6 protein-coding genes are annotated in these 17807 nt (G+C 42.1%); 1 reads left to right on the top strand and 5 read right to left on the bottom strand.

Annotation, left to right across the window (positions count from 1 at the left end; translation table 11 throughout):
- Both AC1RM2_RS31630 and AC1RM2_RS31625 read right to left on the bottom strand, forming a co-directional pair.
- Window positions 1-3300, bottom strand: coding sequence for a SusC/RagA family TonB-linked outer membrane protein (locus AC1RM2_RS31630; RefSeq protein WP_492989119.1), 3300 nt, complete (start codon window positions 3298-3300; stop codon window positions 1-3).
- Window positions 3301-3812: 512 nt separating this feature from the next.
- Window positions 3813-7919 (bottom strand): hybrid sensor histidine kinase/response regulator transcription factor, encoded by a 4107-nt coding sequence (locus tag AC1RM2_RS31625; protein WP_492989118.1) that lies wholly within the window; start codon window positions 7917-7919, stop codon window positions 3813-3815.
- Between the two features lie 441 nt (window positions 7920-8360).
- Here AC1RM2_RS31625 and AC1RM2_RS31620 point away from each other — a divergent pair, with 441 nt between their 5' ends.
- Window positions 8361-11522, top strand: coding sequence for a GH92 family glycosyl hydrolase (locus AC1RM2_RS31620; protein ID WP_492989117.1), 3162 nt, complete (start codon window positions 8361-8363; stop codon window positions 11520-11522).
- Window positions 11523-12033: 511 nt separating this feature from the next.
- Here the strand turns inward: AC1RM2_RS31620 and AC1RM2_RS31615 are convergent.
- From AC1RM2_RS31615 to AC1RM2_RS31605, 3 genes are all read right to left on the bottom strand, one after another.
- The gene (locus tag AC1RM2_RS31615; RefSeq protein WP_492989116.1) at window positions 12034-14307 is read right to left on the bottom strand and encodes a GH92 family glycosyl hydrolase; all 2274 of its coding nucleotides are present in this window, start codon (window positions 14305-14307) and stop codon (window positions 12034-12036) included.
- A gap of 195 nt (window positions 14308-14502) precedes the next feature.
- Window positions 14503-15912, bottom strand: a complete 1410-nt coding sequence (locus AC1RM2_RS31610) for a sugar porter family MFS transporter (protein WP_492989115.1) — start codon at window positions 15910-15912, stop codon at window positions 14503-14505.
- Between the two features lie 46 nt (window positions 15913-15958).
- Window positions 15959-17770: a class I mannose-6-phosphate isomerase gene (locus AC1RM2_RS31605; RefSeq protein WP_492989114.1), complete on the bottom strand. Its 1812-nt coding sequence runs from the start codon at window positions 17768-17770 to the stop codon at window positions 15959-15961.
- Window positions 17771-17807 lie beyond the last annotated feature (37 nt).

Here is a 17807-nt window from a genome sequence, read left to right as displayed (position 1 = left end):
TTAAAATTTTACACTTACGCCCATATTCATGACTCTTGCCTGCGGATAATACTGACCATTTGAATTGCTTGATTCAGGATCGTAAATTTTCTCTTTAGAGAATGTAAGCAGGTTAAGACCATTAACATATATGCGCAAATTGCTTATACCAATTTTTGAAGTTAAGGCTACCGGGACAGTGTAACCCAATTCGGCATTTTTAAGCCTGATATAATTTGTATTAAGCAACCAATAAGTATTCCCGCCAGAAAAATATTGGTTATTTCTGTCAACTGTACGCGGGTCTTTTGTACTTGGGTTATCAACTGTCCAACGGTGATCATAGCTGTATTGAAGGAAATTACCAATAGTACCAGATTCGGTTTGCAAAAAAAGTTGTCCACCTGTTGCACCCTGGAATAAAACAGTAAGATCGAAATTTTTATACTGAACCCCAAAATTGAAACCTCCCTGAAAAGTGGGCTGATTTGTTTTATCGTTCCTCACCTGGTCGTCCCCGTTAATTTTACCATCATTGTTTACATCTTCATATATCATGTCGCCGGGGCGAAGAACACTGGCTCCAACACCATCATACTTAACTGTATTGGCGTTAATTTGGGCTTGGGTAGAAAATATCCCCTTATATATGTAATAAAGCTGGGAATTGATAGGATGCCCGGTTGATTTTTGCCAGGCTGGTGCTCCGGGGGCCTCGTCCCATTGGTCAATTCTGTTTTTTGAATATCCTCCGTTTACACCCACGTTATACCTAACCTCACCAATCTTGTCATGGTAATTGAATTGAAACTCCCATCCTTTATTGGTCACTTTTCCATAATTTACCGGCGGTAGCAACGCATATGGTATTGCTGTTGAAGGTACCGAGGCTGTAGAGGGCCATAATATCTGGGTACGTTTGTTTAAAAATGCTTCCAGGGTAAAATCCAGTTTCCCGTTTAGGGTAGTTCCTTCTAACGCTACATCGCTATTGTTGGCCACTTCCCAGGTAAAATTGGGGTTCGGCACCCCGTTTTCGGATAATGCTTGAGCCGGCGCACCATTAATTATATATGAACCAACATTGTTTAACGCCAGGTAAGCATATTCTGCTAATATGTTGGTGCCAGGTTTAACAACATAGTCGTTACCCATTTGGCCCCATGATCCGCGCAGTTTCAAATTTTGAATAAATTTTACGTTGTTTTTAAAGAAATCTTCTTCGGAGATTCTCCAACCAGCCGATATACCAGGGAAAAAGCCGAAACGATGACTTTCCGGAAACATATAAGAACCATCTACCCGCCATAAAAACTCGGCCAGGTATTTTTCTTTATAATTATATCCAACCCTGCCAAAATAATTTAAACGTGCCTTTTGCCAGGCGCTGCCAAAATTGTCTTTCTCGGAGCCGCCACCCCAGTTTAACTGATCGATAGCAACCGAGTTGAAATATTTACGTGATGCACCAAATTGGCTGTCGTTTGATTTTTCTTTGGTTACACCGGCCAGCAATACAATGTTATGGTTGCCAAAGCTGTGAGTATAACTCACAATTCCCTCAAGTAAACTGCTTAGCTGATCATCAGATCCCTGGTTAAGGGTTGCCTGGGCTGGCCCGCGGGCTACTTTGGTAAGTACCGGCGTGCCGCTTGCATCTTTGGTAACATTGTCCCAACTGTACACATACCACGGCATTTGCCAGTCTTTGGTTTGTTTCATATATTTATTTAAGGCAACATTACCGGTAATTTTTAACCCTTCTACTCCGGGAATTGATATCTCAATTTTACCATTGGTTTGTACATAATATCTTACATCCTTACCATAACCGGTTTGGTTTGTAGTTATTAATACAGGCTGCTGTCCATTTTCAATATCTGGTCCGGGCAATCCATTTGGCCAATAGGCAGGTCTGTATGGGTAACCGCGCATTATCATCCTGAATATATCATTGGCGCCGGTTCCGGTTGAAAAGAAATTGGTATTGCTTCCGTTTGGAGATAAACGGTTTTCCTGGCGGCCAGATACGCCAATAAAAGTACTCACATACTTATTAACCTTGGCATCAACATTTACACGAAAATCATATTGCTTATAACCTGAAGCCGAGTTTTTGTAGTAGCCCTCCTGGTTTTGGTAGCCTATCGAGGTAAGGTATTTGATGTTTTCGGACCCGCCTGATAACTGAATGGTTTGACGTGTTTGAGGCGACCAGTCTTTTAATGTTGCTTTAAACCAGTCGGTGTTAGGGTGTCCCCAGGGATCAGATCCATCTGCAAATTTCGTAAAATCAGCCGGTTGAAAAGTGGCCGTTGTTGTAGCACCATTATCCGGCCGGGTAAATTTCCCCGTTGTTTTAAATGCTGCTGCAGCATCACTCCAATAGTTTGAAGGCAAACCATATAGGTCTATTTCATTTACCATGGTAGCATATTCAGTTGAATTTGCCATTTTGGGGATAGTAGTTGGCTGGCCCCATCCTTTATTATAAGTGTATGAAAGGTCGGGTTTACCCAATTTACCACGCTTGGTGGTAATCAGAATAACACCATTTGCCGCCCTGGCGCCGTAAATAGCTGCAGATGCATCTTTTAATACCGAGATACTTTCAATATCTGCAGGATTTAACCTGTCAATGCTGGTTTGCCCTGCAGGTGATGGTACCCCGTCTAAAACAATTAATGCATCGTTATTACCCAGCGTATTAGAACCGCGGATACGAATGGTTGAGCCGTCGTTACCAGGTTCGCCGCTTGCATTCACAGCAATAACACCCGGCATACGCCCGGCTATGGAGTTGGAAAGGTTAACGGCTGGCGATTTTACCAATTCATCCCCTTTAACAGACGTTACAGAACCGGTAACGGTTACCTTCTTTTGTACGCCGTAACCAACTACAACAACTTCGTTCAAACCTTTGGATGAGGATTGTAGTTTGATGTTAAGCAAAGGTTTACCGTCTACAGGTACCTCTTGGGTGGTATAGCCAATATATGATACTACTAATACCGCATTTTCGGCAGCTGTAACCGTAAACTTACCGTTTACATCGGTTACAGCCCCTACGTTTGTACCTTTAATCAATATTGATACGCCAACCAGCGTTTCACCGGTGGCTTGGTCGGTAACCTTCCCTGTAACTTTAATCGGGGCGTTTTCTTTGATCCCCTCTCCGTTTGTTTTTGTAAATTTTGTTTTTTCGATTTTTGCTACGCCGGCGTATGACAAACCAACAAATACTAATGCTATCAATATTTGACTCAGCGCAATTTTAAAGACCCTTAACAAGTTTACAGTCTTATGTAAATTGTATTCCATATTAGCTTATTTAAGTTAATTAACATTTAATGCACGCTATAAAAGCGGGGTAATAGGATAGGGGGGGTAAATTAATTCCATAATCTATCTCCCGTGTTGTGGGTGATGAGGTTATTTGTCTTCCATAGAGATTATTTAGGTTTATATTAAATTAAAAATTGGTTCTGTTTGGTAACGGTTTACTATAGGTAAATAAGGATAGCTTTACTCATTGATGTAATAAATAAATTATACTATCGGCTTGTTATCTTATATATAAGCTATATAGCTGGGCAAACCTTTGTAACATTTTTATTCCTAAAATAATATGGTCGGTAAACCTGCGTTTATCAACCTGATACTACTTGATAGACACTTGTTTCAATAAAATTAAATGTGGTTGGTACATTTATAGTTGGCAGTACTAAGATGGGTAAAATAAACACCGGCTAAGAGAGGTAAATTCATTCAACTTGAGGGGGTAATTGGTAAAAAAGTGCTTAATATTTAAATTTTTGCTACTTTTTAAGAAATTAATTTTTGTTAATTTTAACCTTTACTATATTCCTGGTGATATTGGCATGAAACGGAACCCGGAATTTTTTTATGTAGTCAGAAGGGTTGAGCCCAAATAATTTGCTAAACTGTTCGCGAAAGTACTTAGGGTCATTAATACCAACCTTGTAGGCAGCTTCAGAAACGGTACAATCCGTACTAAGGAACAACTCGGCAGCTTTTCGCAGGCGTATAAATCGTATAAACCCATTGGCGGATTGCCCCGAAATAGCCCTGATTCTTTTATAAAGGTTGGAATGGCTCATTCCTACCTCATCGGCAAGGGTTTTTATGCAAAAATCACCGTCGCTTAAGTTGTCTTCTACAACTTTTATACATGTTGCCAAAAACTCCTTATAATCAGGCGGCACCTTAAGGTCATTTGATTTTAAGGTGATTTCATTATAAAAATACTTTTGAAGGCTATTTTTGCTTTTAAGAATACCTTCAACGCGCGCTAAAAGTAATTCGCGCTCAAATGGCTTGCTAATGTAATCGTCGGCGCCACCTTCAATTCCCTTAAGTTTAATTTCGGGCGATGAACTTGCAGTTAGTAACAAAACCGGAATATGGCTTAGGGTAGCATCTTCTTTAACCTTGCTGCATAACTCAATGCCGCTTAATCCTTGCATCATCACATCACTAATAATAATATCCGGTAAAAACTGGTGCACCTTATCTAAGCCGTCGGCACCATTCGCGGCTTCAAAAATTTCGAACTTTGGCGAGAAAATCTGTCTTAAGTACTGCCTCATTTGTTCATTATCATCCACAATCAGCATCGATTTTGATTCGAAATCAAACGGATCGTTTTTCCTGTTTTTAACAGTACCTGGATCCTTACTCAGCCCTGGCACTTCCTCATAACTTTCAATAAGTTCATCCAAAAAAACGGAGGTTTCTATAACATCTTCAAAAATAAGATTTGGGCTTAAATGCTCTTTGCCTTTTAACAGGCAAACCTTAAATATGGTGCCCGCTCCGTTTAAACTGGTATAACTAATGTTTCCTTTATGGCTTTCAATAAACTTTTTTACCAGGTAAAGGCCAATACCAAAGCCACCGTTAAATGACGACTCATTTTGTACCTGGTAAAATTTATCAAACAATTGTTCGCCTATGTTCCCGGCTATTCCACACCCAGTATCTTTAATTTCTATGTTTACAAAAGTTTCCGTTTGAGAAATAAAGCAATTTACCATACCATGATCCGGGGTAAATTTTAAGGCATTTGATATTAAATTGAATAAAACTATCTCTATCTTTTCCCTATCGGCAAAAACATCTATCGTATCCGTTTCCGAAACAAAATCAAACAATATGTTTTTGCTTTTGGCCTGGTGGCTAAAACATAAAAAAACCTCTTTGCATAAGTTTACAATATTCAGCCTTACAATTTTAAGACTGTCGGTTTCACTCTCTGCTTTTCTGAATAGCAATAGCTGGTCAACCAAACTTAATAGTCTGCGTGCATTGCGGAAAACTATACTTAAGTTGGCAGTTTCGTTTTCTCGTGCCCCCGGGTTAAATAATAATTCTTTAACAGGGTTTATAATTAAGGTGAGCGGTGTCCTGAACTCATGCGAAATATTGGTAAAAAAAGATAATTTCCGTTCGTTTAGTTCCTTTTCTTTTTCGGCAGATATCTGCGCTATTTTTACTTCGTACTTTAACCGGGCCGCGTTGCTTCGGTAGCTTAAATAGTAATAAATAAGTGTGGCTATTATTATTAAATAGCTTAAATACGCCCACCATGTTTGATACCATGGAGGCAGAATTTTTATTTTAAATGTTGCATAGTTTTCAAACCAGATACCGTCCTGGTTGGCCGCTTTAACTTTAAATACATAGTCGCCAGCCGGCAGATAGCGATAGGTAACTGACTTTTGATTTTTTACATAATTCCAGTTTTTTTCTAATCCAGCCAGTTGATAGGCAAATTCACTTTTTTCGGCATAGGCATAGTTTAATGCCACGTATTGTATCGAGAAAACCGGCTGGTCGGGGTTTAGGGTAATTTGGGTCGATTCGTTAATACCTGTGTTTAATATACTATCTTTTTCACCCACTTCAACCTCTTTACCAAATAGCTGCAGCCCTGTAATCAACACTTTAGGCTTAAATGAGTTTTGCCTAACCTCTGTAGGATAAAATACATTGTAACCCTCGGTACCGCCAAATACCATAAACTTTTTAGTACTGCTGTACATTGACGAGCCCGGATTAAACTGCCCGGCTTGCAACCCTTCAGAGCTATCGTAATTAATAATCTTGTCTGTTTGCAGGTCAATTCGCGATAATCCTCTGTTGGTACTTATCCAAATGCCGCCGGCCTCATCTTTTTGTATTGCATTTACTGTATTATCGGCTAATCCACTTTTTTCGGTATATCTTTTAAATTTTTTGTTTTTTATATCATATACAACAAGCCCATCTCCTTCGGTACCTATATAAAGATTTTTGTTTTCATCTAAATACAAAGCATAAATAAAATGGCTGGGCAAAAATTTTTCTGCTTCGTTGTCGCTAAAATAGTTAACAAACTTATTTTGATTTTTTATATAATATTTAAGGCCGGATGCCGATGTCCCTATAAAAAGGTTGCCATTGCCATCTTCAGCAAGTGCCCGTATATAATCTGATCCAATGCCACTATTTTGTGGGTTGTAGTTAATAAACTTATCACTGCCAGCCGGTAATAAACTCAAACCTCCTCCGTTGGTGCCAACCCATAAATTGTTTTTTGAATCATCAATGATCGACCTGATATCGTTTAAACAAATACTTGCGGGATCGTTTGCTTTATGGAAAAAATTAGTAAAGGAATCAGTTGTTTTATTGTATCTGAATAATCCGTGCGAGTACGACCCAAACCACAATGTGTTGGAGTGATCTTTATATGCGCAGAGTATATTATTACTGGTTAAGGAGCCTTTTTGTCCGTCGGCCCTGTAATATTTTACAACCTCGCCACTCAGTTTTTTCTTGTATATCCCGTCGCCATCGGTACCCATCCACAGGTACCCCTCATCATCCATACACATTCCATAATATCTTAAAAAGCTACTGCCGTAATTATCTTTCAGCTCACTCTGGAATTTTTGAAATTTTTCCGGAACATTGCTCAATAAATAAATGCCATCGCCATAAGTGCCAACCCAGATATTTTTATCCCGATCCTGGAATAAGGTTTCGATGGTACGGGCGGTAATGCTATAATTGTCTTCCGACCTTACCGGATCAATGGTTATATCTTTATAGGATGACTTTGCCGCCTTGTCGAGATTTATAGTATACAGGCCTCCATCCAACAGACCAACAAGCAGATTTTTATGTTCATCCTCCAAAAGCGAAAAAAAATAGTTGCTTCGTAATTTATAGGTTGAACCTAAAAAAAGGTGGAAGGTGTTTTCTTTTCTGTTGTAAAGTACCAAGCCTTTACTGGTTGCTATCCATATGTTATGATTATGATCTTCATAGATACAGGTAATGAGGCCTTGCGGAATAAGTTTAAGTGGAAACTGACTGTTTAGGTTTTTTGAAACCACTCCATTACCGGTATTAAAAACATTAAGCCCGCCATCTCTTGTTCCCACCCATAATAGCCCGTAAGTATCTTCAATAACATTAGTAACTGATAAATCGCCTAATAAACCGGGCAGCTGTTTTTTTGTATAATTTTTAAACTGATGGGATTTTATATTGTAGGAGGAGAACCCCGATGCACCACAAGAGAACCATAACTGACTATTTTTATTTTCGAAAATGCTGTTTACATTGTTTAAATAGTTTGAGGGAAAACCAGGCGGGGTAAATTTTATAAAACGCTCTTTGCTGGTATCAAAATTGTAAATCCCCCTCCTTGATGATATCCAAATATCGCCCTGGGTATCTTTAAATATACTTTGAACATAATTACTTGGCAGGCTATAAGGGTTATTAGGTTCAAATTTAAACACCTTGAAGTTTGTGCCGTCAAACCGGTTTAAGCCATCTCCGGTTGCAAACCAGATAAAGCCTTTGTTATCCTGTGTTATCCCGTTGATTATACCAAATGAAAGACCATCTTTCAATGAGTATTTCATTGTTTTTTTTGTAAATAAATTTTGAGAAAAACATACGGAAAGGGCAGATACTCCCACCAGGGTAAATAATAATCTTCTCATTAAGTGTTTTTAACAGGTTTCGTGTAAAGGCAGGTGTTCTGCAAAGAGCCACCCTATTCAAATGTAGTTTATTTAAAATAAAAAAAAATAAATAATACATCAATAGCAATAAAATTTAACTCATTGCGTTCGGCCCACTTTATATTAACCAAATTAACTATTGGACACATTTATTGCCTGGTTTCCATATTTTCAGCATTCGTCAATAGGTGCTTTGGCTATAAATTTATTGGTCGTATTGTATAAAAATTTGCACATTGAAATATTTTATGTATTTATGTACATACATTATTAATTGTAATTCATTTTGCAATTATGAATGTGCCAGCAATAATTTATGTATAAATCAATTTTGAATATATGGTTATAACAGTTAATAGGAAAAGTTTGCTTTTAATGGCCGCCTTGTGCTTTACACTAAGCCGGAGTTTTGCTCAACATGGCTCAATCTGGCAAATAGGCAAAGCCGACCGCAGCAGCTCGGGGACGGCCTTGGCTCCTGCAGCATACCAGCATTTTTTAGACCATGATTTTGGATGGGAAGACCGTTCTTTCCTGGTTGGTCTATCTAAACCCGAAACTGACTGGCCATATGTATTACCTGGCCCAAATGATGGCTGGGGCGGCACGGGCGGCACTTCGGGCATCCATTCGCAGGTGCTGAATATTTTGTTTGGTGTGAAAATTTTGCCGGTTAATGGGGTTTATAGTTTTACCATAAACATGGTTGGCTATAATGCGGCCGCGCCGCCATTGGTAAAGGTGGTTATCAACGGTAAATCGTTTGAAACCCGGCTTCCAAAAGGTAAAGACAATAAGGTTGTTGAAGGTGACCTTAGTGAGGCCAATCCTTATGCGCTAACCATCCCCATAAAAAACGGCCTGTTGCACAAGGGCGGCAACGAAATACAAATTACCTCCATAGATGGCTCATGGTTGGTATTTGACCAGGTTAAACTGGATGGACCAAAGGAATTGCAGCTAACCGCCCCCAAAAATATCTTTTTGCGCAGCGTTAAACCTGCGGCATACGAAATTGAACAAGACAAAAAAAGATATCAGCCGCTACTTGTTGACGCACAACATCTGAATGGCAAGCCTAAGTTGCAGGTTAAGCTGGATGGCAAGATAATTTTTGCTGATAAACTCGATTCGGCAAGGTATGTGTTTGAGGCGCTTATGCCTGCTGTTTCAACCGCAAAAAAAAGCAGCTACGAGGTTTTTTGCAACGACACTTTGCTTGAAAAAGGGATAGTGCTGCGGCTGCCTAACAAACTACAAACGCCTGCAGATTATGTGGATACACGCCTGGGATCGGCACACTCCAGGTGGATGATTGCGCCAGGGCCGTGGATGCCTTTTGGGATGGTTAAGCTAAGCCCCGATAACCAAAACGGGGGCTGGATGGGTGGGTACGATCCCACTTTTGAAAGTATAGGTACATTTAGCCACATTCATGAATGGACGATGGCCGGCCTGGGTATGATGCCAACCAGCGGCCCGCTGCAAACCCGCATTGGTGACGAGCGCAAACGCGAAGGCGGCTACCGCTCGCAGATTGATAAATCGAGCGAGGAGGCGCCTTTAGGATATTATAAAGTAATGCTGACCGATTACCATATTAAAGCGGAGCTTACGGCAACAACGCGTTGTGGTTTTGAGCGTTATACCTATCCTAAAACCGAAAATGCAAGGGTAATGATAGACTTGAAAATCCCTGCGGAATATGGTTATAACCTGAAGGATGTTACGTTAAAAAAGGTTAGCGATACGCGGATAGAAGGATCAAGCAAACAATTTACAAGGGATGCATGGTCGGGCGGGGTCGATCAAAACTATACTGTTTATTTTGTGATTGAGTTTGATCGCCCTATACGCAAATTTGGCACCTGGGTAAATAATAAAGTAGGGGATGGTGATATTGTTGGGGCTATTGACCCTAAAAATGCAGGCGCTTATGTGGAGTTTGATACCCGCGAAAACCAGGTTGTACAAACCCGTAGTGGCATATCACTGGTAAGCCTTGATAATGCAGCGCAGAATTTATCAGAAGAAATTACCAAACCATATAACTGGAGTTTTGAAAAGGTACGTGATGGACAAAAGGAAACCTGGAATAAGCTATTGGGACGCCTGGAGATAAGCACCAACGATAGCCGCGAGAAAATGCGGTTTTATAGCAACATGTTCCGTGCCCTGGCCAGCCGCAATACCTGGAGCGATGTAAACGGGCAATGGATTGATGCCTCAAAAAAACTGCAGCAATTAAAAGACCCCAAATCGCCGGCGATGGGTTGCGATGCGTTTTGGAATACCTTTTGGAACCTTAACCAGTTTTGGAACCTGGCAACGCCCGAATGGTCGTCAAATTGGGTAAAATCCCAGCTGGCCATGTACGATGCTGATGGCTGGCTTGCAAAAGGCCCCGCCGGGATGAATTATGTTCCGGTGATGGTGGCCGAACATGAAATACCGCTGATGGTGGGCGCATACCAGATGGGCATCCGCGATTATGATTCAAAAAAGGTGCTTGAAGCTGTGGTAAAAATGCAGACTACGCCTGCACAGAAAGTAGGAAAAGCCGGTTTTGCGGGGAATGAAGATCTGGAGGCCTATTTAAAATACAAATATGTGCCGTATGATAAAGGCCGGTTTTCAAACACAATGGAGTATGCTTATGACGATTGGACAGTTTCGCAGCTGGCAAAATCATTAGGCCGGAATGATATTTACGACACCTTTAAAACCAGGTCGGGCTATTGGAAAAATGCGATGGATACAACTATTGGGTATTCGCGGATGAAAAATTCAGATGGTACCTGGTATCCAAATTTTGATCCTTTCCGGTCAGGCGCTAATGAACATTATGTAGAAGGAAATGCCTGGCAGCTCACGTTTTTTGTACCCCAGGATGTACCTGGCCTTATACAGAAGATAGGCCAGGATAAGTTTATTGACCGCTTGAGCTGGGGCTTTAAAGAAAGCTACAAGCTGAGGTTTAATGCCCCCGGCGATCAGTATTGGGACTACCCGGTGATACAGGGTAACCAGCAAAGCATGCAGTTTGCGTTCCTGTTTAACTGGGGCAAACACCCCTGGCTTACCCAAAAATGGAGCCGCTCGGTGGTCGACCGTTTTTATGGCTTTGGTGTGGCCAATGCCTACCTGGGCGATGAAGACCAGGGACAAATGAGTTCGTGGTTTATCATGAATGCATTAGGGCTTTTCCAAACAGATGGCGGCGCCAGTGCACACCCGATATACGAAATAGGAAGCCCTATTTTCCCTAAAGTAACTATTCACCTTAACGGCGCGTACGGCAGGGGGCAAAGCTTTACCATCGAGGCTAAAAACGTATCAAGAGATAATAAATATGTACAAAGCGCTACGCTTAACGGTAAAGAACTGCAATCCTTTTGGTTTCCCGCTTCTGAATTGTTAAAAGGAGGGGAGCTAAAGCTGGAAATGGGGCCTGAGCCTAATAAGAGCTGGGGTATTAAGGATTTGCCGGCTGCTCAGTAGGTAATTGTAGCTCCAGTAATTTGCCTGGGACTAAACTTGCAAGTTTCAAACACTTGCAAGTTTTTTTTGTCAGCGGAATATCTGTCACCCATCAATAGGAGGACTTTAATTAAGCCAAACACGATTTGCGTTAGGGGGAGTAGCGGATACAGGCCATGAGCCTAATGCCTGTGCTGTATGAGCGGATAACCCGGGCCGCAGGCAACGCCATGATTTATAGGAAACAATCGGTGTTTTTTTGTAGAGACGCAATACTTTGCGTCTCCCACATGCAAATCAAGCCATGCAAATCCTGAATTTCTTTGATTTCTTTATGATGTAGAAACGCAATATTTTGCGTCGACCGTACGGCATTCAAAATAAAAAGGCCGATTATAAATGCAAGCTTGATTTGCACATAGGCGACATAGCCTCAGCCCTTGCAAATTGGACCTAAACGCGGGAGACGCAATTATGCGTCTCTACAAAAATGCAAAAATGGCTTACTCCGTTAGATATTTGGCATCTGAAATTAATTAGCCGTGGCGCTCATATACAACTCCAGCTTGCCGCCGTTTACAATATCTTTAAAGCTGATATGATTATCCTTTAAAACTTTGCCGTTTAACTTTGCCGTGCGGATGTAGATGTTTTTGGCCGAATTATTATATGCCTTAATCTCGAAGGTTTTTCCCTTGAAATAGGATGGATTCAAATTGATTTTAATATTGCTAAAAAGTGGGCTGGTAATATCAATCCTTAAATCGGGCGATGTACCGCCGTTCATTTCAAATAAACCCATCGAGCTTAGTACAAACCAGGCACCCATCTGGCCTTCGTCTTCATCGCCATTCCAGCCAACATAGGGCGAGGCATCATAAAAAGTGTTCAGGATCTTCCTGGTATAATATTGGGTAAGAGATGGCTTGCCTGCATAATTAAAGAGGAAAGCAGCCTGCATATTTACCTCGTTGCCCTGGTTAATATAATATTCGGCCGATTGCCCCATGGTACGGTCAAGTGCGTGTGCTGCAAATTTGTGTACCTCTGATTTTTGAAAGCCGATGGTTAGCCGCTTTAAAAATTCATCCTTATGGATATAACTGATCAAACCCGGAACATCATGCGGTACATATAACGAATATTGCCAGGAGTTGCCCTCCACAAAATGGCTCACCGAAAAAAGGTCAAAATCAGGGATAAATGAGCCATCTGCTTTCCTTGGCGTAACGTAGTGGCTTGCCGGGTTAAAAACGTTTTTCCAGCTTGCAGATCGCTTTAAAAAGAAGTTATAGTCATCATCTTTATGCAGCAATTTGGCCATCTGGGCTACGCACCAATCGTCGTAGGCATAATCTAATGCTTTTGAAGTGGCACCTTTTTCAACAGGTACAAAGCCAAATTTGGCATAATCAGTTATCTGTGGATTGCCCGGATTGCCTCCGCAGGTTGGGCCGGGTTCAACCTCCATAGTCTTTTTCATGGCGCGGTAAGCTATCTCGGCATCTTTGGTTAATATGCCTTTTAAATAAGCGCTGGTGATTAATGCCATTTCATGCGAGCCTTCCATAATGCCCGAGTACTCAACTCCCGCGGGACCTTTGGACAGCCAGCCTGTTTTTTCATACATTTCCAGCTGCGTATCTACCAGTTGCTGCACCATATCGGGCGATGTTAGGGTCCACAGCAGGTTTAAATTCCAAAAGGTATTCCAGTAAGCATCGCCACCTATCATTGCGGTGCGGCCGGCTGGTAATTGCTGTACGTTTTCGCAGGCATCGGTATATTTTCCGTTGGCATCGCTCATGATCATCTTGGCCGTGAAACAGCGGTAAAAATTGGTGTAAAATTTCTTCTTATCGGTTTCGCTGCCGCCTGTTACTGCAATGCTTTTTAGGGTATTGTTCCAAATTGTTCGGTTATGCTTTACCAGGGCATCAAAATTCCAGTCGAAACCTTTTAATTCTGTTTTAAGATTGAGCCGGGCCTGGTCCATGTTAACAAATGAAATGCCGGTTCTGAGTATTACCTGTTCGTTTTTCGAGGTTGGGTAGGTAACGTATGCGCCCAGCTCGCCCGATCCTTTGATCTCTTTATTGCTTTTAACTGCCGACTGGTTTCCATATCCCTCAAAATCATGAAAGGGTTTGCTAAACTGCATCACAAAATACAAGGTATAGTCATTAAAGTTGGCCGATGCGGTTTTGGCATAACCCTGTATCTCGGAGTTGGATACTTTGGTAATAACGGCATCTTTCAGGTCATAACCATACTCCGCCGGGATGTTAAGCTGGATCATGATCCGGTTCGAGCTGTCTTTGGCAAAAGTATAGCGCTGCACACCGGTCCGTTCGGTTGCAGTCAGTTCCACCTTAACCTGCGGATCCATCAGGAAAACAGAATAATACCCTGGCGAGGCCTTTTCATCCTCGTGCCTGAACCTGGAGTGGTAACCCGCCCCCGCCCCTTTAAACGGCTCATCGGCCGCGCCCGGTGATGTCGACAGATCGCCGTTGGCAGGCATAGTCAACAAACCCGCCATTGTCCAGCCATGTAAAAAACTAAAGCCGTGGATACTCCCTACGGCATACTCATAGCCACCCTGCCAAACCCCTCTTTGGTTATCGGGGCTAAGCTTAACCATCCCGTTGGGCATTGTAGCGCCCGGGAACAGCATCCACCGGGAATTTGATGTGCCGATGAACGGGTCAACGTAATCAACCGGCTGCTTTGTTTGCGCGCCGCCGCTTAAATAGGCGCATGAAATTGCCAGGAACAATGCAACGATTTTGCGTATCCTTATCATATTGCTTTTTTATATATCGTTAAGAGCCTCACCTAAATCCTCTCCAAAGGAGAGGATTTAAAAAACATGCAAATCAAAAACCCTCTCCAAAGAAGCAGTCTTACCTAAATCCTCTCCAAACGAGAGGACCTAAAAAACATGCAAATCAAGAACCCTCTCCTTTGGAGAGGGCAGGGTGAGGCTGTTTGGACAGGCTCAATGCCCTGCCCAAATCTCCTGCACCTCTTCAAGCGATTTACCTTTAGTTTCAGGCACCATTTTATATACTACCCAGAATGATAGCAGGCAGCAAGCCGAGAAAAACCAAAAGGTAGCTGCCGGCCCAACCGATCCTAAAAACATGGGGGTAAGCTGGCCCACAATAGTATCGGCAATCCACATGACCATTATACTTAAAGCCAAAGCCCTGCCGCGTATTTTGGTAGGGAAAATTTCTGAAGCGATAACAAATTTAAGCGGCCCGATAGAGAATGCGAAACAGGCCAGGAATAATATAATGCTGATAACCAAAGCAATGCTATTGGTTGTACCGGTGTAAAAACAAATGCCGGTAAAAGCAAGGCACACCGTAGCACCCAACGAGCCTACAATGTATAATGGCCTGCGCCCCATTTTATCTACCTTCCAGATGGCTATAATGGTAAACAGGAAATTGGCTATGCCGAAAATGATTTGCCCAAGTAAGGCATTGGTAATGTTGATGCCCGCATCACTTAAAATACGCGGCCCGTAATATATCACCGCGTTAATACCGCTAAATTGGGAAAACAAGGGTAGCAATAAGCCGATAAGCAGGGGCTTGCGCATGGCCGGCGAAAACACTTCTTTATATGATCCTTTCTCCTGGCTTTTGGTGTTTTGAATGAGTATGGCATCTTTTTGAGCCGAAGCCATATTGGTGATTTTTGCCAAAATAGCTATGCCTTCATCATTTTTACCTTGTTGGATAAGCCAGCGCGGGCTTTCGGGTACAAAGCATAAACCCGTAAAAAATAGCAGGGCTGGTACTGTACCTAAACCCAACATGCCGCGCCAAACTTCCTTAACCAGTACCAGGTTTAAAATATCGCCCAATCCGCTGCCTTTATAGTTTAACGAAAAACTTAGTAAGCCCGCGTTGGTTAAATAGGCCACCAGTATCCCCGCGGTAATAGCCAGCTGGTAAAAGGTAACCAGGCGGCCCCTTACGTTTGCGGGGGCAATTTCTGAGATATACAAAGGTGCTACAATTGATGCCACCCCAACGCCCATACCACCAAGCATGCGTGCCAGTATAAGTAAGGTAAAGCCCGATGATAACGCCGAACCAATAGCCGAAAGCAGGAACAATACAGCCGCTAACATCAACATCTTTTTACGACCTATCCGGTCACTTAAATCGCCCGAAAAGGATACGCCGATAATACAGCCAACTAATGCCGATGATACAAACCAACCTTCGGTAGCAGACGATAACGAGAACTGGCTTTTTACAAAAGGCAGCACGCCCGAAATTACGGCCATATCGAAACCGAAAAGTAAACCGCCCAATGTTGCTACCAAAGTAATGGCCACCAAAAATAGGGTAGACCTGCTTTGTACAGACTTTGAATTTTGCTGGTTCATGAATTGGTAATTTAGGTAATGGTTTATTTTTATTTTAGGTTGTTAACTAACAGCATTCGTCCTTAACAAAGGCTTTCACCACTTTTGCCCTGCCGTTGCCGGTATTGGTCATGGTGTAGCTTAGCGCATTGGCCGGTACAATAAAAGTTTCGGCATAATGGATAACTTGCGTTAATCCATTGGTGGTAACTTTTATGCTTTCGCCTTCTACCAGGCTTAATACATGGCATTGGTTGTTGGTACTTTCTTCAACAACTGTGTCAAATTCAAAACGCTCAATAGCGTAAAAATGCTCTGGATGCGTGGTAAGGTTAATTACCAGCCAATCTTTACCATGTTTTACTACGCTTTGTTTTGATATTAAGGTGTCGGTAACCACATCGCCTTTCCTGTCGAAGTTTAGATTTTCAAATGCCCTGTCGATATTCAGTGTGCGCGGGTTTCCATTCAGGTCCGGGCGAAGCCAATCGTACATTTTAAAGGTAAAAATATACGGCGTTGCACTTATTTCAAGCACCATATTGTTTTTGCCCGAGCAATGTACTGTACCGTTCGGAATCAAAAACAGGTCGTGTTTTTTTGCCGGGAAAGTTTGTACAAAGCCCTTTATTTCAACGGGTTGGTTGTTTTGAAAACTATCTTCCAGTACTGTTTTAAATTCCTCTCTGTCGATATTATCCTGGAAACCCAGGTATACCTCGGCACCAGGTTCGGCATCAAGGATGTAATAGGTTTCGTCCTGCGTAAAATCTTCGCCAAAATTGGCTTTGGTATAAGCTACCGTAGGATGGCATTGCAATGAAAGGTTGCCGCCATCAAAAGTATCCAGGAAATCAAACCTGATGGGGAAGGCATCACCAAACCTGGCAGCCGCTTTACCTAAAATAGCCTTGTTGTTGTATAAAAAAAGGGTATCTAATGATACTTCCAGCATAAGGTCATCATATTGAAGTATTATGCCATTTTCGGGTGCTATCAGCTCAAACGACCAGGCATAGTTTACCACGTCGTCGTTTAATCCATTAATGTTATCTTTTATCCAGCGGCCACCCCATACGCCTGGCTCAAACCATGGCCGCGCCCTGAACATATGGCCAGACAGCTGTTTTAATGCGTTCCTCAGGGTGTCGCCGGTCGCCCAACTGATATCATCAATCCTTTGCTCGTCAACAATAATATCAACAGCAGGCAATAGTTGCTTTTTATGTTTATTAAGTATCGGCCAGTCAACAAAATAGAACCGTTTGTACTGTAATTTAGGGTCTGCAGGCTGATGATCGCCAAGGTTGCAGATCTTGTTTGCCCTCGACCTGAACTGGATTTCGTTTTTGGGAACATCAAGGTAAATAAGCGACGCCTGCCAGCCACTGAGTGCCGCGCCGCAGCCATATATAATATTCAGGCAGTTGCATACCGGCTTTAATTCGCTCAACACATCGCTGTCAAAAAAATCTGCCAGGGTGCCTTCGTAAATCTTCCCAAACAAAGGGTCGTTGCCACCCATAAATGGTGCTATTGTGGCATGGATAACCAATTCAGGCTTAAGGGCCTCATTAATGTTTATCCAGTTTACGTTTGCTCCTTTATCAACAAGCTCGGCATTAAGGTGTTGTACAAAAATATCCCAGTACACGCCAGAGTATCCATCAATAATGACGTTTTGTTGCTGCGCTATTATCCAGCCTGCCAGCTTTCCAAATCCGCTAAAAATAGGTCCGTCAATTTTAAATGTGGGGTAGATATCGTATTCAGATTTTTGTGCCGATTGCTTTTCAGCCGGAATGAGGAACTGGCTGGTCGACCTCAGTTCTTGAATATCTGGTTTGACGTCATTTTTTAAAACGGGACCTCTGTTCATATAATCGTTATATGTTATAATGTGCAAACATATTAGA

Source organism: Mucilaginibacter sp. GW822-FHT03E02 (assembly GCF_058801545.1).
Note: the sequence above shows the minus strand (reverse complement) of the source record. Positions and strands in the feature narration are given on the sequence as shown.